This window comes from Enterobacter sp. 148H3 (assembly GCF_034107425.1).
Taxonomy (GTDB): Bacteria; Pseudomonadota; Gammaproteobacteria; order Enterobacterales; family Enterobacteriaceae; genus Enterobacter; species Enterobacter vonholyi.
Map to the genome: position 1 here is coordinate 204,776 of NZ_JAWNEI010000009.1, position 21,054 is coordinate 225,829.

The following is a 21,054-nucleotide window of genomic DNA, read 5'->3' on the forward strand; positions in this document are numbered from 1 at the left end:
CTTATTCTTTTTTAATATATATCAGAAGTTGTTCCGGCGTGGGCTTTCTGCTTTATGGCACCCGGCATTTGTACCTTGTATTGCGCATACTTGCGCAGCGCAATTCGGTAGTTGTTGGTGCTGGTCGCAGGCAGCCACGGCTCCAGATTTTCATCCAGATAACCGGTTTTCAGCAGATCGCGAGAAATATTGTTTACGGTCAGATGTTGCCCAAGGCGGCGCAGGCGAACGACATATTCGCGAACGGTGCCGTGGCTCATCTCCGTTTGTTCAAACAGGAACTGTTTGAAGCCGATAATATCGAAGAAGTCGCTTTGCTCTTTGCAGTGGAGATCCCCACAGAAACGGCAAAGCGCCACCCACTCTTTTTGCTCTTCGAGCCATGCTGCTTCGTCCATCAACGTGTCGAGACGCGAAATCGCAATCTTATTGACGATTTCGCCCCGGCGAACCAGCGTGATACGATCGAGTAACTTGTTACAGTGGGCGCAATGCGTCTGGCTGTGTTTAAAGTCTTTCAGGTAGCGGCTTAAAGGCCGTCTTTTAGATTGCTGCACCGTCATGATAACTCCTGGTTGTCAATACGTTGTGCGGCATTTTTAAGGTGAATCAATCACCTATAACTTACCCAGCTTGGTTCGTAAGCGTTTAATGGCCTGGCTGTGCAGCTGGCTCACCCGCGACTCTCCCACCTCCAGAACAGCGCCAATCTCTTTGAGGTTAAGCTCTTCCTGGTAGTAAAGGGTCAATACCAGCTGTTCGCGTTCAGGCAGAGCTTCAATAGCCTCCATGACGCGCTGGCGTAAATTCCCTTCCATTAAATGGTGTAACGGGTTCTCCTGCTGGTGCTCGTCCGTCACCAGCTCGATGCTATCGCCATGCTCTTCTCGCCACTCGTCATATGAGAAGAGTTGGCTATTATTGGTATCGAGCAACATCTGACGATACTCTTCAACAGCAATGCCAAGACGTTCCGCCACTTCGGTTTCAGTTGCGTTACGTCCCAGTTCCTGTTCCAGCTGCCCCATCGCATGCGCCACTTCGCGCGCGTTGCGGCGAACACTGCGCGGCACCCAGTCGCGGCTGCGCAGCTCGTCCAGCATCGCACCACGAATACGCTGAACTGCGTAAGTCGTAAATGCCGTTCCTTGCAGAGCGTCGTATCGGTCAACTGCATTCAATAACCCGATACCGCCCGCCTGTAGCAGATCGTCGAGTTCCACGCTCGCCGGCAAGCGCACCTGGAGGCGCAATGCTTCGTGACGCACCAGCGGGACATAACGCTGCCACAGCGAGTGTTTATCCATTACACCTTCAGCGGTATAGAGTGAATTCACGATAAACAGCCCTGCGTTAGTTGAGTTATCGGCATGATTATCCGATTCTGCAGGGCGTTCAATTGGATGAAAAAGGGGGATAAAGTGAGGTTATTCTGAGGTTGCCCACAACAGGGGCAACTTTTCTGCCTAAATTAACAGTTGTAACAATGAAAGATCGTCGCCCAGTTTGACGCTATCTATATGTTGATGAAAGAGCTTTCCTGCTTCCTGATTATGCTGGCTAAGGGAGTGGAAGCTGTAAATAACATCAATGATATTATCTTGTTCAATTTTCCCCGCCACGAGAGCCTGACCGGCAAGTAACGTTTTAAGGAAATAGAACTCCGCAACGATTAAATAAAGGTTATTCAACATGCTGCGGCCGTTGTTCTGCGGGAAGCCCTGCTCCCAAAGTTTGTATTTAAAAAAGTTCTTGAATAAATGGTCATTGGTCGCCAGATAACTGCCCGCCACATCGCGCCAGACGGACTCGATGTTTTCCATGACCTTCTCTGCCGGCACGGTGTCACCCGCAGAGTCAAATTGTTGATAAAGCTGGGTAAAATAACGGTTTAATACCGCACCGCCGCGGGCTGTTACTTTCTTCGTGAAGTAGCTCTGGATGAGCGAAATTAACGCGAACTTCAGGCTGTAGTTCTGATTAAAGCCGCATAATTCCGTTTTGATTTTACCGCTCACCAGTTCGTTAACCAGTGAGAAATAGACCGTTTCGAGCGTGCCGATATTCTCTGCGATATTATCGAGCTTTTCCGCCACCATGAGGAATTTCACTACAGCGTAAATCTGTTCTTCAACGCTGACGCCCTCAACGCTGAAAATATTCTGGCAGAAGAGATTGATGACCTTGGCCTTCAAATCAATCATCGGCGCATTATTGACGTCCTGCTGAACAATGACAGATTCCATCAACGACATAGACTCCCGATCGTTCAACAGAAGTCGGGTCACTTCCGGACACGACAGGTTCAGCGATTTTTCGATTTCATTTTTATAGACCCGGCTTGTCCGTGGAAATGTCGAACAGGTTGGGCTTAAGGCCTGGACGCCCATGGCGCCATGAACAGAACAGAGTTTTTCCGTATCCATAAACGGGCAGTTTTTACTTTCCGTATGGAAAATCACTTCACCCCAGTGGTCATAGTTTTTTTTGGTGACTTTTATCGCCGTTTTCGCCGTCTGACGAATAGCGGCATTTTTACTGTTCAGATAGCGATTAACGGAGGATTTATCAAACGCGATGGTCCAGCCCTGACAACAATGTTCACGGCATTCCCCACCGACACATGAAAAATCTGCGACCAGCTTTGGTTGAGTGACACTGATTTGTTTCACAGGCGGATTCTCAAATAGCAGAGATAAAAAAACCCCGCCGAAGCGGGGTTTCACGCGTAAAATTAACGCAGCAGAGACAGAACGGTCTGTGGAACCTGGTTTGCCTGAGACAGAACAGAAGTACCAGCCTGCTGCAGGATCTGCGCGCGGGACATGTTGGAAACTTCAGTTGCGTAGTCAGCGTCCTGGATACGGGACTGAGCAGCAGACAGGTTGTTAGAGGTGTTGTTCAGGTTGTTGATTGCAGAAGTGAAACGGTTCTGCACAGCACCCAGGCCAGAACGTGCTTTATCAACTTTAGCGATAGCTGCGTCGATGGTGCCCAGGTCGGTAGCGGTCATAGTTTTCAGGTCGATAGCGTTCACGCCCAGAGTGGTGGTGTCAGCTTTAGCACCGCTCAGGTCCAGATCGATGGTGTCGCCGTCGTTAACGCCAACCTGAATTTTAACTACGCCAGCAGTACCAGCAGTGCCGTCCAGCAGTTTGATGCCGTTGAAGTCAGTTTTGCCCGCAACGCGGTTGATTTCAGCCAGACGAGCGGTAACTTCATCCTGCAGAGAAGCCAGGTCAGAGGTGCTGTTGGTGCCGTTGCTTGCCTGAACAGCCAGTTCACGAACGCGCTGCAGGTTGTTGTTGATTTCGTTCAGAGAGCCTTCAGCAGTCTGCGCCATGGAGATACCGTCGTTGGCGTTACGTGCTGCCTGGTTCATACCTTTGATCTGAGCGGTCATGCGGTTTGCAATCGCCTGGCCAGCAGCATCGTCTTTCGCGCTGTTAATACGCAGACCGGAAGACAGACGCTCGATAGCAGTGCCCAGAGAAGACTGAGATTTGTTCAGGTTGTTCTGAGTGGTCAGGGACAACAGGTTAGTATTGATAACTGCCATAATTTTCTTTCCTTCAAAAATTGGGTTTTAGGTCCGGTGCCTAACACTCACAGCGTCTCTCACCGTCAACAAGGTTATCGACGGGTCCCCAAAAGACTTTAGAATCAATTTTGAAAAAATTACAACCAGCTGATTATTAACAGATTTATTTTTAAAAAATCAATTAAGGTCCAACAGAGCGTTATTATTTATGCTTTTTTAACGCGCAAAGAGATGACTAAAAAGGCACACACTTATTCGTGTTTTCAAAGCGCAGATAATGATCCTAAAGTGCAATCCTTTCATTTACCCCGCCAGGACGCGTCTATTCTTTGGATTATTTTTTTCTCACCATCGTAAACTTTTACGTTGAGAGGCCGATAAGAGTCCTGAACTACTTTCGTATTTTAAGGAAAATATGCATGGCTACTATCAGTAACCTCGGGATAGGTTCTGCAGGACTCGGGGATTTATATAATCAGTTGGATGCAGCAGAAAGAACCAAGCTGACGACGATTACTTCCCAGCAATCAACGTATAACGCGCAGTTAAGCGCTTACGGCAAGCTGCAGAGCGCCATGACATCGCTGCAGACCGCGACCGCTGCGCTGGGTAAAGCAACCACCTGGAACTCAACGTCCGTTAGCAGTACCAATACGGCCTTTACCGCCACGACAACGGCTGACGCATCTGTCGGTTCCTTTGTTGTAAACGTCAACCAGGTTGCCAAGGCACAGGCACTCACTACCGGCTCCTATGCAAACAACACTGATCTGCTGGGCGATACGACAGGTACAACGCGTAAAATCACCATCACCCAGCCGGGCACGAAAACGCCTTTAGAGGTCACCCTGGCGGATGGCGATACGTCTCTGGCCGGGATCGCGAGCGCCATTAATAAAGCGAACGGCAACGTCACCGCCAGCGTCATTAAAGCGAAAGACGGTGATTACCGCCTGATGCTGTCATCTAAAACCACCGGTACGGATGGTGCGATGACGGTAAGCGTCACTGGCGACGCCAAGCTGCAAAGCGCCATTGGCTACGACTCAACCACCAAAACGGGCGCGCTGACGGTGAACACCGACGCGCAGAACGCGATTGTGGTAGTGAACAACATCTCCATCGAGCGCCAGTCGAATACCATTACCGATGCCCTGCCTGGCGTGACTTTCTCGCTGAAAGCAGAAAGCAAGGCAGATGAAACATTAGAGGTGACTCGCGCAACGGATGCTAACCAGAAAGCGATCACGGACTGGGTCACGGCGTATAACTCGCTGCAGTCCACCATTAACAGCCTGACGAAATATGTTCCGGTTGATGCTGGCTCCGGCAGCCAGTCAGCCAGCAACGGGGCACTTGTTGGTGATGCGAACGTGCGCGGGATCCAGTCTCAGCTGCGCGGTCTGCTGACCGAAGTGCAGAGCGGCTCGGTACAGATCATGGCCCAGCTGGGGATTACCCAGGACCCGGTAAAAGGTTCTGACGGTACCGTCGGTAACCTGAAAGTCGATACCGATAAGCTGAAAAAAGCGCTGACCGATAACCCGAACGCCGTACAGCAGTATTTTGTCGGTGACGGAAAGAAAACCGGTATGGCCAGCCAGATGAACAACACGCTGACCACCATGCTCAGCACCAGTACCGGTAGCGCCGGGGTGATCCAGAACGCGAAAGACGGGATCAACAAAACGCTAAAAACGCTGGGTGAGCGTTACGATGCTATGGAAGCCACTATTGATGCCACCATGGCGCGTTACAAAACCCAGTTCACCAGTCTGGACGTATTAGTCACCAAAATGACCAATACAGCCAACTACCTGACCCAACAGTTCTCACAAAAGTAGTCGTAGCCTTCAGGAGTGGATATGTATAAGACCTCTGGTGTTCAATCCTATCAGCAGATAGGAGTCGAAAGCGCAGTCATGAATGCCAGTCCACACCAGCTGATTGTCATGTTATTCGACGGGGCGCATAGCGCCCTTGTTCGCGCGCGTTTGTTCATGGAAGCCGGACAAATTCGTGAGAAAGGCGAAGCGTTAACGAAAGCCATCAACATCATCGACAACGGTTTAAAAGCAGGACTGAACATGGAGGTTGAGAGCGAGTTGTCCGGTAATCTTGCCTCCTTGTACGAATATATGGTTCGACGTTTGTTGCTGGCGAATGTCAGTAACGACGTAGACGCAATTGTTGAAGTCGAGGGTTTATTAAACAACATTGCGGATGCGTGGAAGCAAATCGGCCCCAATGCGTCCTCTATTTCAGGATAATTTTGATGAATAATCCCAGCGCAGCGCTTAGCCACTGGCAGGCGTTACATGCTCAGAGCATTGCTATGCTCAATCTCGCACATTCTGGTCAATGGGATGCGCTTATCGAGCAGGAAATGCATTACGTTCAACTGGTGGAAAAAATTTCGCAAACACCCATCATGTCATGCCCTCCGGCTCAGGTTGAGCAAGCGCGTGCGCTGCTGGAAATGATCCTTGAAAATGAGAATGCGCTAAAGGCTCTGCTGAAAGTCCGGATGGACGAACTGCGTAATCTGATTGATCAAACCGGTAAACAGCAATCCATCACGTCTACCTATGGAAAGCTGTCCGGGAATATTCTTTATCCAGAAAGTTTGACCCGCGACACACAACTATGATTTCTTCATCCATACTCCAGAAGTCTGCCAACTGGCTTCTGGAGCAAGGATGATGAAAAACCCCACCCTGTTACAATGTTTTCACTGGTACTACCCTGCTGGCGGTGAATTGTGGCGTGAGGTCACGGCGTTAGCTCCCAATCTTAACGAAATCGGCATCAACATGATCTGGCTGCCGCCCGCCTGTAAAGGGGCATCCGGCGGGTATTCTGTCGGCTATGACACCTATGACCTGTTCGATCTTGGCGAGTTTGACCAGAAAGGCAGTATCGCCACCAAATATGGCGACAAAGCACAGCTGCTGGAGGCCATTGATGCCCTCAAGAGCAACGACATTGCCGTGCTGCTGGACGTGGTGGTCAACCACAAAATGGGCGCCGATGAAAAAGAGCCCGTGCGCGTTCAGCGCGTGAACGAGCAGGACCGCACGCAAATTGATGACGAGGTCATCGAGTGCGAAGCCTGGACCCGCTACACCTTCCCTGCCCGCGCCGGGCAGTATTCACAGTTTATCTGGGACTACAAATGCTTCAGCGGCGTCGACCATATTGAAAACCCCGATGAGGACGGCATCTTTAAAATCGTCAACGACTACACCGGCGAAGGCTGGAACGATCAGGTTGATGATGAGATGGGTAACTTCGATTATCTGATGGGCGAAAATATCGACTTTCGCAATCACGCCGTGACCGAGGAGATCAAATACTGGGCCCGCTGGGTCATGGAACAGACGGGCTGCGACGGTTTTCGTCTGGACGCCGTCAAGCATATTCCCGCCTGGTTTTACAAAGAGTGGATTGAGCACGTCCAGGAAGTTGCCGACCAGCCGCTGTTTATCGTGGCGGAGTACTGGTCCCATGAGGTGGATAAACTTCAGGCGTATATTGACCAGGTCGAAGGCAAAACCATGCTGTTTGATGCCCCCCTGCAGATGAAATTCCACGAGGCGTCACGTCAGGGCCGGGATTACGACATGAGCCAAATCTTCACCGGTACCCTGGTGGAAGCCGATCCGTTTCATGCGGTCACCCTCGTCGCGAACCATGACACTCAGCCTCTGCAGGCGCTGGAAGCGCCGGTCGAAGCCTGGTTTAAGCCGCTGGCTTACGCGCTGATCCTGCTGCGGGAAAATGGCGTGCCGAGCGTCTTTTATCCGGATCTCTTCGGCGCCAGCTATGACGACGCGGGAGGTGACGGTGAAACGTACCATATTGATATGCCGGTCATTGAGCAGCTTCACGAGCTGATTCTCGCGCGCCAGCGTTTTGCCCACGGCGTGCAAACGCTGTTTTTCGACCATCCAAACTGCATCGCCTTCAGCCGCAGCGGTACGGAAGACGATCCCGGCTGCGTGGTGGTGATGTCGAACGGGGACGATGGTGAAAAAGTGATTTGTCTTGGGGAAAACTACGGCAACAAAACGTGGCGGGATTTTCTCGGCAATCGCGAAGAAACCATCACCACGGCGGCGGATGGCGAAGGGACGTTTACATGCAAAGGCGGAAGCGTGAGCGTGTGGGTAATAGAGGAAGCGCTGTAGAACAGGAAACGTGCGGCCTGATGCCCTCACCCCGTTCCTCTCCCACAGGGAGAGGGCGTAAAAACCAAAAACGGCAACGAGGTTGCCGTTTTGCTTTTACCCTTAGGGCAGTTTACTCTCCAGCGGATTCTTGCTCAGGTAATCGGCACACTCAACCGTTGGGCGATCGACCTTCTGCAGCTCCAGCCCGTCGTACTCAAGCGTCGAGCCATCGCGCTCCAGCGGATAGATATCCAGCTTACGCGTCACGTTGTAATAACTGTCTGAACGCAGCATGATTTTACCCGGCACGGCAATCACGCGCTGCCACTGACGGCAGTCCAGCGTATCGCCCTCCTCCGTCACCACCAGCGTGGCAATCGCCTTCGGACTGACCATGTTGCTCTGCGGCCCTTTCGACTGCCAGTATCCCGCCAGGTGCGCCGGGACAGGGTGCTTGATCACGTCTTTATAATTATCGACCTGAACGCACCCGGTCAGTGCCAGCAGCGCGCCAGCAATTGCTATTTTTTTCATCATCTTTCCTGCATTCGAAGAAAAAAATATTGTGGCATTAAAGCGCTGCGGCTGCCAGCGGAGATCGACAGGTCTTAAACCTGCATCCCCATCACTTCCTGATAGGCCGACACCAGCTTATTACGCACCTGGATCCCCATCTGCAGGGAAACCGAGGCTTTTTGCAAATCGGTCATCACATCATTCAACGCCACGCCCGGCTCGCCGAGGGTGAACTTCTCGGCCTGAGTGCGCGCTGCGGTCTGGGTATCACTGATACGGTCAAGAGCGGCATGCAGTTGCCCTGCGAAGCTGATGCTCGGCTGCTGATCTGCCACATTCTGATTACGGGCCGTCATTGCCGTTGCCTGCAGCTGACTGATTACCCCTTCAATGCCCTGTATAGCCATGACTCTCCCCTGGATGGTTTTTTACGCGGTCAAGACTAACAGCTTGTCAATAAGATAATGGCGGTAAATAGCATGAAAAAACCAGGTTATTTGACGCATAGAAAATCACGAATCATCAAATAATGGCAGGGCCATCAATATGGAACTTTTGTCGTGTTTGCCGACCCGGGAGTCAGTTTTGTTTCTCTACACGAATAACGTAAACCACCAGGATTTAAGAGGTGCGCAATGAGTGCAACAGCATCGACAGCGCCGCAGAATAAATCACTCGAGTGGATGAACCGCCTTCGCGCGAATCCTAAAATCCCGTTGATCGTGGCAGGCGCTGCCGCAATTGCGATCCTTGTAGCGATGGTCCTGTGGGCGAAAAGCCCTGATTACCGGACGCTCTACAGCAATCTTTCCGATCAGGATGGCGGCGCCATCGTCACCCAGCTTACCCAGATGAACATCCCTTATCGCTTTGCCGATAATGGCGGTGCGCTTGAGGTACCGGCAGATAAGGTGCACGAACTGCGTCTGCGTCTGGCTCAGCAGGGTCTGCCGAAAGGCGGCGCGGTGGGCTTTGAGCTGCTGGATCAGGAAAAATTCGGTATCAGCCAGTTCAGCGAGCAGGTGAACTACCAGCGTGCGCTGGAAGGTGAACTGGCCCGCACCATTGAAACATTAGGCCCGGTGAAGAGTGCCCGCGTGCATCTGGCGATGCCTAAGCCTTCCTTATTTGTCCGCGAACAGAAATCACCTTCGGCTTCCGTTACCGTGAACCTCGAACCCGGCCGCGCGCTGGACGAAGGGCAAATCAGCGCGGTGACGCACCTCGTCTCCAGCGCCGTGGCCGGTCTGCCGCCGGGTAACGTGACGCTGGTTGACCAGAGCGGTCACCTGCTGACGCAATCCAATACCGCCGGTCGCGATCTGAATGACGCACAGCTGAAATATGCCGCCGATGTCGAAAGCCGTCTCCAGCGTCGTATCGAAGCGATCCTGGGCCCGGTAGTGGGCAACAGCAACGTGCACGCGCAGGTAACCGCCCAGATCGACTTCGCGAATAAAGAACAAACTGAAGAACAATACAGCCCGAACGGCGATGCGGCTCAGGCGGTGATGCGTTCGCGCCAGGTCAACACCAGCGAGCAGATTGGCGGTGCAAACCCGGGCGGCGTGCCGGGCGCGCTGTCTAACCAGCCTGCCCCGGCTAACGCGGCGCCGATCTCTACGCCGCCGGCCAATCAGCAGAACGGTCAGCAGACTAATCAGCAGACCACCTCAACGGCGAATAACAGCGGCCCACGAAACACCAGCCGTAATGAAACCACGAACTACGAAGTGGATAGAACGATTCGCCACACTAAACTGAACGTGGGCGATATTCAGCGTCTTTCCGTTGCGGTAGTGGTGAACTACAAAACGCTGGCGGATGGCAAACCGTTGCCGTTGACCGCCGAGCAGATGAAGCAGATTGAAAACCTGACCCGTGAAGCGATGGGTTACTCCGAGAAGCGCGGCGATACCCTCAACGTGGTGAACTCACCGTTCAACTCGGTTGATGAGACCGGCGGCGAACTGCCGTTCTGGCAACAGCAGGCGTTTATCGATCAGCTGATGTCCGCAGGACGCTGGCTGCTGGTGCTGATTGTCGCGTGGCTGCTGTGGCGTAAGGGCGTTCGTCCGCAGCTCCAGCGCCGTGCTGAAGCCGAAAAAGCGGCTCGCGAGCAGATGAATGCGCGTCAGGAAACGGAAGAAGCGGTTGAAGTGCGCCTCAGCAAAGATGAACAGATGCAGCAGCGTCGTGCTAACCAGCGCATGGGCGCTGAGGTCATGAGCCAGCGCATTCGCGAAATGTCAGATAACGATCCGCGCGTCGTGGCGCTGGTCATCCGCCAGTGGATGGGTAACGAACATGAGTAATACGCTTACGGGCACCGATAAAAGCGTCATCCTGCTGATGACCATTGGCGAAGATCGTGCGGCAGAGGTGTTTAAACACCTCTCCCAGCGAGAAGTGCAAATTCTCAGTGCGGCCATGGCCAACGTGCGTCAGATCTCCAACAAGCAGCTGACTGAAGTGCTGGCAGAGTTTGAACAGGAAGCCGAACAGTTTGCCGCGCTGAACATCAACGCCAACGACTACCTCCGTTCCGTGCTGGTCAAGGCGCTGGGCGAAGAGCGTGCCTCCAGCCTGCTGGAAGACATTCTGGAAACCCGCGATACCGCCAGCGGTATCGAAACGCTCAACTTTATGGAACCGCAGAGTGCCGCCGACCTTATTCGCGACGAGCACCCACAGATTATCGCCACCATCCTTGTCCACCTCAAACGTGGTCAGGCGGCCGATATTCTGGCGCTGTTCGAAGAGCGTCTGCGTCACGATGTGATGCTGCGTATCGCCACCTTCGGCGGCGTCCAGCCGGCCGCGCTGGCGGAGCTGACCGAGGTGCTGAACAACCTGCTCGACGGTCAGAACCTCAAGCGCAGCAAAATGGGCGGCGTGAGAACGGCGGCGGAAATCATCAACCTGATGAAAACGCAGCAGGAAGAGGCCGTCATTACGGCGGTTCGCGAATTCGACGGCGAGCTGGCACAGAAAATCATCGACGAGATGTTCCTGTTCGAAAACCTCGTCGAAGTGGACGATCGCAGCATCCAGCGCCTGCTCCAGGAAGTGGATTCCGAGTCGCTGCTTATCGCCCTCAAAGGCGCCGAGCAGCCGCTGCGCGAGAAGTTCCTGCGCAACATGTCTCAGCGCGCGGCCGATATCCTGCGCGACGACCTTGCCAACCGCGGCCCGGTTCGTCTTTCTCAGGTGGAAAACGAACAGAAAGCCATTCTGCTTATTGTTCGTCGTCTGGCGGAAACCGGCGAGATGGTGATTGGCAGCGGAGACGACACCTATGTCTAATGAGCTGCCGTGGAAACGCTGGACGCCGGACGATCTGGCTCCTCCCCTCTCCGAGTTCACGCCAGCCGTGATACCGACCGAGGAGCTTGACCCGGACGTCGAGCAGCCCGAGCTGAGCGAAGAAGAGCAGCAAGCTCAAATGCTGGCTCAGCTGCAAATGCAGGCGCACGAGCAGGGTTACAATGCCGGTCTGAACGAAGGCCGGCAGAAAGGCCACGAGCAGGGATATCAGGAAGGTCTGGCGAAAGGGTTAGAGCACGGTATCGATCAGGCGCGCCAGCAGCAGGCGCCGATCCATGCCCGCATGCAGCAGCTGGTCAGCGAGTTCCAGCACACTCTTGACGCGCTGGACAGCGTGATTGCCTCGCGACTGATGCAGATGGCGCTGGAAGCCGCGCGTCAGGTGATCGGCCAGACGCCCGTGGTGGATAACACCGCACTTATCAAACAAATTCAGGGTCTGCTTCAGCAGGAGCCGCTGTTCAGCGGGAAACCTCAGCTGCGCGTCCATCCGGACGATCTGCAGCGCGTGGAAGAGAGCCTGGGCGCGACGCTGAACCTGCACGGCTGGCGTCTGCGCGGCGACCCGTCGTTACATCACGGCGGCTGCAAAGTCTCTGCCGATGAAGGCGACCTGGATGCCAGCGTTGCTACCCGCTGGCAGGAACTGTGCCGCCTGGCGGCACCGGGAGTCGTCTGATGACCGCTCGCCTCACCCGCTGGCTCACCACGCTCGACAACTTTGAGACGAAGATGGCGCAACTGCCATCTGTTCGTCGTTATGGACGACTCACGCGCGCCACCGGGCTGGTTCTCGAAGCCACCGGCCTGCAGCTGCCGCTGGGCGCGACCTGCGTGATTGAGCGTCAGGATGGTCTGGAAACGCGCGAAGTTGAAAGCGAAGTGGTCGGGTTTAACGGCCAGCGCCTGTTCCTGATGCCGCTTGAAGAGGTGGAAGGCATTCTGCCCGGGGCGCGCGTCTATGCCAAAAACATTTCTGGCGATGGGCTGCAAAGTGGGAAACAGCTGCCGCTTGGCCCTGCCCTGCTGGGCCGCGTGCTGGACGGCAGCGGTAAACCGCTCGACGGCCTGCCCTCCCCGGACACCACCGAAACCGGCGCGCTAATCACCCAGCCGTTCAACCCCCTGCAGCGTACCCCTATCGAGCATGTGCTTGACACCGGCGTGCGCCCGATTAACGCCCTGCTCACCGTGGGACGTGGACAACGTATGGGCCTGTTCGCCGGGTCTGGCGTGGGTAAATCCGTTCTGCTCGGCATGATGGCGCGCTATACCCAGGCCGATGTGATCGTCGTGGGGCTGATTGGCGAACGCGGTCGTGAAGTAAAAGACTTTATTGAAAACATTCTGGGTGCGGAAGGCCGTGCCCGCTCGGTGGTAATTGCCGCGCCGGCGGACGTGTCGCCGCTGCTGCGTATGCAGGGTGCCGCGTACGCCACCCGCATCGCCGAAGATTTTCGTGACCGCGGCAAGCACGTGCTGCTGATCATGGATTCCCTGACCCGTTACGCGATGGCGCAGCGTGAAATCGCGCTGGCCATCGGTGAGCCACCGGCAACCAAAGGCTACCCGCCTTCGGTCTTCGCCAAACTTCCTGCGCTGGTGGAACGCGCGGGGAACGGCATCAGCGGCGGCGGCTCCATCACCGCGTTCTACACGGTTCTGACGGAAGGCGATGACCAGCAGGACCCGATTGCCGACTCCGCGCGCGCAATTCTTGACGGTCACATTGTGCTGTCGCGTCGTCTGGCCGAAGCCGGGCACTATCCGGCCATTGATATTGAAGCGTCTATCAGCCGCGCAATGACGGCGCTGATTACCGAGAAGCACTACGCTCGCGTGCGTAACTTCAAACAACTGCTTTCCAGCTTCCAGCGCAACCGCGATCTGGTCAGCGTGGGGGCGTATGCCAAAGGCAGCGACCCGATGCTCGACAAGGCGATTAGCCTGTGGCCGCAGCTGGAAGCATTTTTGCAACAAGGCATTTTTGAACGCGCCGACTGGGAAGATTCAATTCAGGCACTGGAGCTGATTTTCCCGCAGGTGTAACACAGGTGGAGGGCGAAGGTCATGGCGCAAAACAGCGCGTTATCAACGCTGAAAGATCTGGCTGAGAAAGAAGTTGATGATGCCGCATTGCAGCTTGGCGCAATGCGACGCGGGTGCCAGCAGGCTGAAGAACAGTTGAAGATGTTAATCGACTATCAGCATGAATATCGCACCAACCTCAATACCGATATGACACAGGGCATTGGAAGCCAGCGCTGGATTAACTATCAGCAGTTTATCCAGACGCTGGAGAAGGCGATAGATCAGCATCGCCAGCAGCTTAACCAGTGGACCCAGAAAGTCGATACCGCGCTGAATTTCTGGCGCGAGAAGAAGCAGCGGCTGCAGGCCTGGCAGACTTTACAGGACCGACAGATCGCGGCAACGACCCTGGCGGAAAACCGTCTGGATCAGAAGAAAATGGATGAGTTTGCCCAGCGCGCATCAATGAGGAAACCGGAATGATCACACTGCAACAACTGCTGATGAGCGACAGCGACCTGTCAGGCGGCACGCAAACAGGGAAAGGCACCGACGGTGCTCAGGACTTTCTCTCTCTGCTGGCGGGCGCCCTGTCGGACGCAACGGGCAAGGGCAAAGATGCGCCGCTGACCCTGGCTGACCTGAAAGCCGCCGGCAGTAAACTGTCAAAAGTGGCCCAGGACGCAAAAGGTGATACCACCCTGCAGGCCAAAATTGCCGACCTGCTCTCGCGCCAGACGGCGCTGAATGGCGATGAAACGTCGCCCGTCACGTCGCTTGATACGCTGGTTTCCGGGCTGGTGCCGCTGTCTAAGGGCGACGCGCTGAAGACGCTCAATGCGGCGAACAGCAAAGATGACGGTAAAAGCGAGCTGAGCGAAGAAGAACTGGCCGGATTAAGCGCGCTGATGGCGATGCTGCCTCACCAGCAAACTACCGCCTCTCGCGCGGCAGGCAGTGAGGGCGTTTCCGCCACCTCAACGCTGAGTTCCGCGACGCTTTCGCAAAACGGCGTGGGCCAGCCGTCCCTGAACGCGTCCGCGGGAAGCCACGATAAAGCGCAGAGTTCTACGCCTTATCAGAGCCAGGCGAAAACCAACGAACCCGCTCTGTCGGGCAACATGCCTGCTACACCGGCCGTGGCCGCAGCAGCAGAGAAGCAGGAGCTCGCCAGTTCGTCTTCATCATCTCCAACGGCCACCCTGGCACCGATTATGTCCAGCCATGCGACCAGCCAGACGGCCGCTACCGTTGCCACCGCGCCGGTGTTAAGCCAGCCTCTGGGAACCCACGAGTGGCAGCAGTCTCTGAGCCAGCACATCACCCTGTTCACTAAGCAGGGCCAGCAGACGGCAGAGCTGCGCCTGCACCCGGAAGATCTGGGTCAGGTGCAAATTTCGCTTAAGCTGGATGATAACCAGGCGCAGTTACAGATGGTCTCTGCGCACAGCCATGTTCGTGCGGCGCTGGAAGCCGCGCTGCCGGTACTGCGGACCTCTCTGGCGGAAAACGGCATTCAGCTTGCACAGAGCAGCGTCAGCAGCGAGAGCTTCGCCGGGCAGCAGCAGTCCTCATCCCAGCAGCAGCACCAGGCTTCGCGTTCCGGCAATACCGGCGGTTTTAATGAAGAGAGCGATGAGTTGCTGCCTGTTCCTTCCGCCCTGCAGTCCGCAGCGCGTGGTAACAGTGCCGTAGACATCTTCGCCTAAACGCCAGAGGTAGCGTGATTATCCCCGTCTTTTCCACGCTTTGACGACAGCAGGACACGGGATAATCACCTTATTAAGCTGTACCGAAACAGGAAGCTCGTATCAGATGACTGACTCCGCTATCACCAAAAAAAGTAAGCGTTCCATCTGGATCCCGCTGCTGGTGTTGATCACGCTCGCCGCCTGCGCTACCGCGGGCTATAGTTACTGGCGTATGCAGCAGGAACCGACCACCGCTGCGGCCAAAGCTGAAGCACCTCCTCCGCCGGCTCCAGTGTTCTTCCCGCTGGATACCTTCACCGTCAATCTCGGTGATGCGGATCGTGTGCTTTATGTTGGCATTACGCTGCGCCTGAAAGATGAAGCCACCCGTTCACGTCTGAACGATTACCTTCCTGAAGTGCGTAGCCGTCTGTTGCTGCTGTTCTCTCGTCAGGACGCTTCGGCGCTGGCCACCGATGTGGGTAAGCAAAAGCTGGTCGACGCTATTAAACAAACGCTGGCGACCCCGCTGGTAAACGGCCAACCTAAGCAGGAAGTCACTGACGTTCTGTATACAGCATTCATTCTGCGGTAACGACATGGGCGACAGTATTCTTTCTCAGGCAGAAATCGATGCGCTGCTCAACGGCGACAGCGATAAAAGTGATGATCCGCAACCGGGCATTGGCGGCGATAGCGATATTCGTCCCTATGACCCGAATACCCAGCGTCGCGTGGTACGTGAACGTCTGCAGGCGCTGGAGATCATTAACGAACGTTTTGCACGTCAGTTCCGTATGGGGCTGTTTAACCTGCTGCGTCGTAGCCCGGATATTACGGTCGGTGCGATCCGCATTCAGCCGTACCATGAGTTTGCCCGCAACCTGCCGGTGCCAACCAACCTTAACCTGATTCATCTGAAGCCGCTGCGCGGCACCGGTCTGGTGGTGTTTTCGCCAAGCCTGGTGTTCATCGCGGTGGATAACCTGTTCGGCGGCGACGGGCGTTTCCCGACCAAAGTAGAAGGTCGTGAATTCACCCACACCGAACAGCGCGTTATTAACCGCATGCTGAAGCTGGCGCTGGAATCATACAGCGACGCGTGGAAAGCGATTAACCCGCTGGAAGTGGAGTACGTCCGTTCTGAGATGCAGGTGAAATTTACCAATATCACCACCTCCCCGAACGATATCGTCGTTAACACGCCGTTCCACGTGGAGATCGGTAACCTGACCGGCGAGTTCAACATCTGCCTGCCGTTCAGCATGATCGAACCGCTGCGCGAGCTGCTGGTTAACCCGCCGCTGGAGAACTCCCGCAACGAAGACCAGAACTGGCGTGAAAACCTGGTCCGCCAGGTCCAGCATTCGCAGCTTGAACTGGTGGCGAGCTTCGCCGATATCCCGCTGCGGTTATCTCAGATCCTGAAATTACAACCCGGCGATGTTTTGCCGATAGAAAAACCCGACCGCATTATTGCCCATGTGGATGGTGTCCCCGTGCTGACAAGCCAGTACGGCACGATTAACGGTCAGTATGCGTTACGCGTTGAGCACTTGATCAACCCGATTTTGAATTCGCTGAATGAGGAACAGCCCAAATGAGTGACATGAACAATCCGTCCGATGAAAACAGCGGAGCACTGGACGATCTGTGGGCTGACGCGTTAAACGAGCAAAAAGCGACCCCGGCCAAAAGCGCAGCGGATGCCGTATTCCAGCAGCTCGGCGGCGGTGACGTCAGCGGCACGCTGCAGGACATCGACCTGATCATGGATATCCCGGTTAAGCTGACCGTTGAGCTGGGACGCACCCGTATGACCATTAAAGAGCTGCTGCGCCTGACGCAGGGTTCCGTGGTGGCCCTTGACGGTCTGGCCGGTGAGCCGCTGGATATCCTGATCAACGGCTATCTGATTGCCCAGGGTGAAGTCGTAGTGGTTGCCGATAAATACGGCGTACGCATCACCGACATCATTACCCCGTCTGAACGTATGCGTCGCCTGAGCCGTTAAGCATGAAAACCCAGGCAACAATATCACAGCCTTCTGCCGTTCCCGGCTCACCTCTGCTCCAGGTGAGCGGGGCGTTGTTCGGTATTATTGCCTTTATTCTTATCGCCGCCTGGCTGGCGAAGCGCTTTGGCCTGGCGGGTAAAACCGCCGGTGCCCGCGGCCTGAAGGTCAGCGCCAGCACCACCCTGGGTCCACGCGAACGCGTGGTCATCGTCGAGGTGGACGATGCGCGTCTGGTTCTGGGCGTAACGGCCTCAAACATCAGCGTATTACACAAGCTGCCGCCCGCTCCTGTTGTGGTGGACGAGCGCGCAGAGGCCCCTGCGGATTTTCAGTCCGTCATGAAGAGTTTGCTTAAGCGTTCCGGGAGATCCTGATGCGCCGTTTGTTATCCCTGACGCTTGCGGGCGTTGCCCTGTTTGCTCCCGCGGTCTATGCACAGCTGCCCGGTCTGGTCTCAACCCCTCTCGCGGGCGGTGGGCAAAGCTGGTCACTTCCCGTTCAGACGCTGGTGTTCATCACCTCGCTGACGTTTATTCCGGCCATCCTGCTGATGATGACCAGCTTCACCCGCATCATCATCGTTTTCGGTCTGCTGCGAAACGCGCTGGGCACCCCTTCCGCTCCGCCAAACCAGGTTCTGCTCGGGCTGGCGCTGTTTTTGACCTTTTTCATTATGTCGCCGGTGATCGATAAGATTTATACCGACGCCTATCAGCCGTTCAGCGAAGACAAAATCTCCATGCAGGAGGCGCTCGACAAAGGCGCACAGCCGCTGCGGGAATTTATGCTGCGCCAGACGCGCGAAGCCGACCTGGCCCTTTTCGCCCGCCTGTCCAACACCGGTGAGCTGCAGGGACCGGAAGCGGTGCCAATGCGTATTCTGCTGCCCGCCTATGTCACCAGCGAGCTGAAAACCGCGTTCCAGATTGGCTTTACCATTTTTATTCCGTTCCTGATTATCGATCTCGTGATCGCCAGCGTCCTGATGGCGCTCGGGATGATGATGGTGCCGCCCGCGACCATTGCCCTGCCCTTTAAGATCATGCTCTTTGTGCTGGTCGACGGCTGGCAGCTGCTGGTCAGCTCGCTGGCGCAGAGTTTCTACAGTTAAGGAACGGCAATGACACCCGAATCGGTCATGATGATGGGCACGGAGGCGATGAAAATCGCGATTGCCGTTGCCGCTCCGCTGCTGCTTGTCGCGCTGGTTACCGGTCTGATTATCAGTATTCTGCAGGCCGCCACGCAGATTAACGAAATGACGCTGTCATTCATCCCGAAAATCATCGCCGTGTTCGTGGCGATCATCGTAGCCGGGCCGTGGATGCTGAACCTGTTGCTGGACTATATGCGCAACCTGTTTACCAACCTGCCGTACATCATCGGCTGATCTGACGATGCTGCACTTCACCAGCGACCAGTGGGTTCAGTGGCTCGGCGTCTACTTCTGGCCGATGCTGCGCATCATGGCGCTGATCTCCACCGCCCCCATTCTCAGCGAGAAATCGATACCCAAACGCGTCAAGGTGGGACTGGGGATTATTATCTCCATTATCGTCGCGCCCTCTCTGCCCCCCGTGGATATTCCGATCTTCTCGGCGAATGCGGTGTGGGTGGCCTTGCAGCAGGTGATGATTGGCGTCGCCGTCGGCTTTACCATGCAGCTCGCTTTTGCCGCCGTGCGTACCGCGGGGGAACTGATTGGCCTGCAGATGGGGTTATCTTTTGCCACGTTTGTCGATCCCGGCAGTCATCTCAACATGCCCGTGCTGGCGCGCATTATCGATCTGCTCGCCATGCTGCTGTTCCTGTCGTTCAACGGCCATCTGTGGCTTATCTCCATGCTGGTGGACACGTTCCATACCCTGCCGATTGGCGAAAACTCGGTGAACAGCAACGCTTTCCTGGCGCTCACCCGAGCGGCGGGGCTGATCTTCCTGAACGGGCTGATGCTGGCGTTACCCATCATCACCCTGCTGCTGACCGTCAACCTGGCTTTAGGTTTACTCAACCGAATGGCGCCGCAGCTTTCGGTGTTTGTCATTGGTTTTCCGCTGACGCTGACGGTCGGAATTTTATTAATGTCATTACTGATGCCACTGATCGCTCCCTTCTGTGAACATTTATTCGGCGAGATATTCAACCTGTTAGCGGATATTGTCAGCGAGCTGCCACGTAAATAATAGCCCTCACTGTTGCTATTGTCTTTCTGAGGATATTCCTAAAATAAAATGCGAAAAACATCTTCCAGGATATATCTGACGCGGTTTAATTGTTTCTAACCACCTCACAATACTTAATATTTACTTTACTTTAAGAAGATTCCTGGCAAATTATACGTAACTTTACGGGATAGTGAGTCCGCCTGAAAGTCTTTGTCATGCTCACAGGTTTATTATTTTTTTCCATCCCGTATGGCTGTTTTGAGCTCTCAGGCAGATGGTGAATTATCGTTACGCATTGAGTGAGGGTATGCCATGTCAACGATCATTATGGATTTATGCAGCTACACCCGGCTAGGGTTAACCGGGTACCTGGCAAGCAGAGGGGTAAGAAAGAGAGACATCAACGATGCACACACCGTTGACGAACTCGCAGCCGCTTGTGACGAACTAAAACCAGGCGTGGTGTTTATTAATGAGGACTGTTTCATTCACGATCCAGCCAACAGTCAGCACATTAAGCAAATCATTAATCAGCATCCAAAAACCCTGTTTATTGTTTTTATGGCGATCGCGAATATCCATTTCGATGAGTATTTGTTGGTCCGTAAAAATTTATTGATCAGTTCTAAATCGATTAAACCCGAGTCGCTGGATGACATTTTGGGTGATTATTTGAATAAAGAAGTAAAAAATGTAGGAGCGGTTAACTTACCCACCCTATCATTAAGCAGGACTGAATCAAGTATGCTGCGAATGTGGATGGCGGGACAAGGAACTATTCAGATCTCCGACCAGATGAATATTAAAGCGAAAACCGTTTCGTCACACAAAGGAAATATTAAACGGAAAATTAAAACGCATAATAAGCAAGTGATCTACCATGTGGTACGCCTGACCGATAATGTGACGAACGGGATTTTCGTCAACATGCGTTAGTCGCTTAAGACCCTGTGCACCCTACCTTTGATCTCTGGCCTGGCCAGAGATTTTTGCTTCTGCAGAGGATGTCGGGCCGCAATGCGCTACCCGACGCCGTGTTAGTCTGCTTTCTCAACAAAGATACCGTCAGGATGCCCCAGTTCGTTAAAAAACCAAATGCCGAGCGGGTAGTCTTCCAGTGATACCAGGTACATTGTCCCTTCACTAAACTCTTCAATTGCCAGCACCACACCCGGGCGGCGCGGCCCACCGTCCGTTTTAACGGTTACCCGATCGTTGACCTTCATACATTCCTCCTCTGGTTTTGAGCCAGTGTAGAACAAAACGCAAAAACACACATCGCCGCCCGGCGTGAATGGCGTTTTTATACACAGGCTATACTTAACCTTGGACACGTTTGCAGGTTGAAAGAGGAGTCCCGCAATGAAGACCGATAAAGAGTACAGCGACACCATCAAGCGCGAAGTCGAGGTGGATGTCGATGCCCTGCTGGCCGCCATCAATGAGATCAGTGAGTCAGAAGTCCGCCGGTCGGACGACAATTCGGACCGCGTCATTGTCAACGGAAGGGATTATCACACCTATCGTGAGCTGGCGGAGGCCTTCGAGCTCGATATTCACGACTTTAGCGTGTCTGAAGCCAATCGTTAGGGCG

25 protein-coding genes and 1 pseudogene are annotated in these 21,054 nt (G+C 54.6%); 19 read left to right on the forward strand and 7 right to left on the reverse strand.

Annotated elements, in window-relative coordinates:
* Positions 1-11: 11 nt before the first annotated feature.
* The 4 genes from fliZ to USH94_RS15085 form a co-directional block, all read right to left on the reverse strand.
* Positions 12-563: a flagella biosynthesis regulatory protein FliZ gene (gene fliZ, locus USH94_RS15070; RefSeq protein WP_008500339.1), complete on the reverse strand. Its 552-nt coding sequence runs from the start codon at positions 561-563 to the stop codon at positions 12-14.
* A gap of 54 nt (positions 564-617) precedes the next feature.
* Entirely contained in the window at positions 618-1,337 is a 720-nt protein-coding gene (locus USH94_RS15075) for an RNA polymerase sigma factor FliA (protein ID WP_014170714.1), read from the reverse strand.
* A 129-nt stretch (positions 1,338-1,466) separates the two neighbouring features.
* The gene (gene fliB / locus USH94_RS15080; RefSeq protein WP_111964861.1) at positions 1,467-2,672 is read right to left on the reverse strand and encodes a flagellin lysine-N-methylase; all 1,206 of its coding nucleotides are present in this window, start codon (positions 2,670-2,672) and stop codon (positions 1,467-1,469) included.
* 62 nt (positions 2,673-2,734) lie between these two features.
* The gene (locus USH94_RS15085) at positions 2,735-3,559 is read right to left on the reverse strand and encodes a flagellin (protein WP_111964862.1); all 825 of its coding nucleotides are present in this window, start codon (positions 3,557-3,559) and stop codon (positions 2,735-2,737) included.
* Between the two features lie 401 nt (positions 3,560-3,960).
* Between USH94_RS15085 and fliD the strand changes: the two genes are divergently transcribed.
* The 4 genes from fliD to amyA are packed head-to-tail and all read left to right on the forward strand — an operon-like array spanning position 3,961 to position 7,731.
* Positions 3,961-5,385, forward strand: coding sequence for a flagellar filament capping protein FliD (gene fliD / locus USH94_RS15090; RefSeq protein ID WP_111964863.1), 1,425 nt, complete (start codon positions 3,961-3,963; stop codon positions 5,383-5,385).
* A 21-nt stretch (positions 5,386-5,406) separates the two neighbouring features.
* Complete coding sequence (fliS, locus tag USH94_RS15095; protein WP_033145898.1) at positions 5,407-5,811, forward strand: flagellar export chaperone FliS; 405 nt, start codon at positions 5,407-5,409, stop codon at positions 5,809-5,811.
* A 5-nt stretch (positions 5,812-5,816) separates the two neighbouring features.
* The gene (gene fliT, locus USH94_RS15100; RefSeq protein ID WP_033145899.1) at positions 5,817-6,191 is read left to right on the forward strand and encodes a flagella biosynthesis regulatory protein FliT; all 375 of its coding nucleotides are present in this window, start codon (positions 5,817-5,819) and stop codon (positions 6,189-6,191) included.
* 52 nt (positions 6,192-6,243) lie between these two features.
* A complete protein-coding gene (gene amyA, locus USH94_RS15105; protein WP_111964881.1) occupies positions 6,244-7,731 on the forward strand; it encodes an alpha-amylase in 1,488 nt (495 codons plus the stop codon).
* A 102-nt stretch (positions 7,732-7,833) separates the two neighbouring features.
* Here the strand turns inward: amyA and yedD are convergent, their stop codons facing one another.
* Both yedD and fliE read right to left on the reverse strand, forming a co-directional pair.
* Positions 7,834-8,247 carry a lipoprotein YedD gene (yedD, locus tag USH94_RS15110; RefSeq protein ID WP_039263781.1) on the reverse strand — a complete coding sequence of 138 codons (414 nt, stop codon included), beginning with the start codon at positions 8,245-8,247 and terminating at the stop codon, positions 7,834-7,836.
* Positions 8,248-8,321: 74 nt separating this feature from the next.
* Positions 8,322-8,636 carry a flagellar hook-basal body complex protein FliE gene (gene fliE, locus USH94_RS15115; protein WP_008500329.1) on the reverse strand — a complete coding sequence of 105 codons (315 nt, stop codon included), beginning with the start codon at positions 8,634-8,636 and terminating at the stop codon, positions 8,322-8,324.
* A gap of 228 nt (positions 8,637-8,864) precedes the next feature.
* Here fliE and fliF point away from each other — a divergent pair, with 228 nt between their 5' ends.
* From fliF to rcsA, 14 genes and pseudogenes are all read left to right on the forward strand, one after another.
* Positions 8,865-10,544: a flagellar basal-body MS-ring/collar protein FliF gene (gene fliF, locus USH94_RS15120; RefSeq protein ID WP_111964864.1), complete on the forward strand. Its 1,680-nt coding sequence runs from the start codon at positions 8,865-8,867 to the stop codon at positions 10,542-10,544.
* Positions 10,537-11,535: a flagellar motor switch protein FliG gene (fliG, locus tag USH94_RS15125; protein ID WP_023312301.1), complete on the forward strand. Its 999-nt coding sequence runs from the start codon at positions 10,537-10,539 to the stop codon at positions 11,533-11,535. Before fliF ends, fliG begins: the two co-directional genes overlap by 8 nt.
* Positions 11,528-12,235 carry a flagellar assembly protein FliH gene (fliH, locus tag USH94_RS15130; protein ID WP_111964865.1) on the forward strand — a complete coding sequence of 236 codons (708 nt, stop codon included), beginning with the start codon at positions 11,528-11,530 and terminating at the stop codon, positions 12,233-12,235. The genes fliG and fliH overlap by 8 nt, the downstream gene beginning before the upstream one ends.
* A complete protein-coding gene (fliI, locus tag USH94_RS15135; protein ID WP_023336182.1) occupies positions 12,235-13,605 on the forward strand; it encodes a flagellar protein export ATPase FliI in 1,371 nt (456 codons plus the stop codon). Before fliH ends, fliI begins: the two co-directional genes overlap by 1 nt.
* A 21-nt stretch (positions 13,606-13,626) precedes the next feature.
* Complete coding sequence (gene fliJ, locus USH94_RS15140; RefSeq protein WP_023312304.1) at positions 13,627-14,070, forward strand: flagellar export protein FliJ; 444 nt, start codon at positions 13,627-13,629, stop codon at positions 14,068-14,070.
* A complete protein-coding gene (gene fliK, locus USH94_RS15145) occupies positions 14,067-15,296 on the forward strand; it encodes a flagellar hook length control protein FliK (RefSeq protein ID WP_111964866.1) in 1,230 nt (409 codons plus the stop codon). The genes fliJ and fliK overlap by 4 nt, the downstream gene beginning before the upstream one ends.
* A gap of 106 nt (positions 15,297-15,402) precedes the next feature.
* The gene (fliL, locus tag USH94_RS15150) at positions 15,403-15,873 is read left to right on the forward strand and encodes a flagellar basal body-associated protein FliL (protein WP_023312306.1); all 471 of its coding nucleotides are present in this window, start codon (positions 15,403-15,405) and stop codon (positions 15,871-15,873) included.
* A gap of 4 nt (positions 15,874-15,877) precedes the next feature.
* Complete coding sequence (gene fliM, locus USH94_RS15155; RefSeq protein ID WP_008500320.1) at positions 15,878-16,882, forward strand: flagellar motor switch protein FliM; 1,005 nt, start codon at positions 15,878-15,880, stop codon at positions 16,880-16,882.
* Positions 16,879-17,292, forward strand: coding sequence for a flagellar motor switch protein FliN (gene fliN / locus USH94_RS15160; RefSeq protein WP_008500318.1), 414 nt, complete (start codon positions 16,879-16,881; stop codon positions 17,290-17,292). Before fliM ends, fliN begins: the two co-directional genes overlap by 4 nt.
* Positions 17,293-17,294: 2 nt before the next feature.
* On the forward strand, positions 17,295-17,669 hold the full coding sequence (gene fliO / locus USH94_RS15165) for a flagellar biosynthetic protein FliO (RefSeq protein WP_032658659.1): 375 nt from the start codon (positions 17,295-17,297) through the stop codon (positions 17,667-17,669).
* Positions 17,669-18,406: a flagellar type III secretion system pore protein FliP gene (gene fliP / locus USH94_RS15170; protein ID WP_023619313.1), complete on the forward strand. Its 738-nt coding sequence runs from the start codon at positions 17,669-17,671 to the stop codon at positions 18,404-18,406. The genes fliO and fliP overlap by 1 nt, the downstream gene beginning before the upstream one ends.
* 9 nt (positions 18,407-18,415) lie before the next feature.
* Positions 18,416-18,685 carry a flagellar biosynthesis protein FliQ gene (gene fliQ, locus USH94_RS15175; RefSeq protein ID WP_008500315.1) on the forward strand — a complete coding sequence of 90 codons (270 nt, stop codon included), beginning with the start codon at positions 18,416-18,418 and terminating at the stop codon, positions 18,683-18,685.
* A gap of 7 nt (positions 18,686-18,692) precedes the next feature.
* A pseudogene (gene fliR, locus USH94_RS15180) lies at positions 18,693-19,485 on the forward strand (flagellar biosynthetic protein FliR); the annotation flags it as partial.
* 287 nt (positions 19,486-19,772) lie between these two features.
* Positions 19,773-20,396, forward strand: coding sequence for a transcriptional regulator RcsA (gene rcsA, locus USH94_RS15185; RefSeq protein WP_008500313.1), 624 nt, complete (start codon positions 19,773-19,775; stop codon positions 20,394-20,396).
* 101 nt (positions 20,397-20,497) lie between these two features.
* Here the strand turns inward: rcsA and dsrB are convergent, their stop codons facing one another.
* Positions 20,498-20,686: a protein DsrB gene (dsrB, locus tag USH94_RS15190; RefSeq protein WP_008500312.1), complete on the reverse strand. Its 189-nt coding sequence runs from the start codon at positions 20,684-20,686 to the stop codon at positions 20,498-20,500.
* 136 nt (positions 20,687-20,822) lie between these two features.
* Here dsrB and yodD point away from each other — a divergent pair, with 136 nt between their 5' ends.
* Positions 20,823-21,050: a YodD family peroxide/acid resistance protein gene (yodD, locus tag USH94_RS15195; RefSeq protein WP_008500310.1), complete on the forward strand. Its 228-nt coding sequence runs from the start codon at positions 20,823-20,825 to the stop codon at positions 21,048-21,050.
* Positions 21,051-21,054 lie beyond the last annotated feature (4 nt).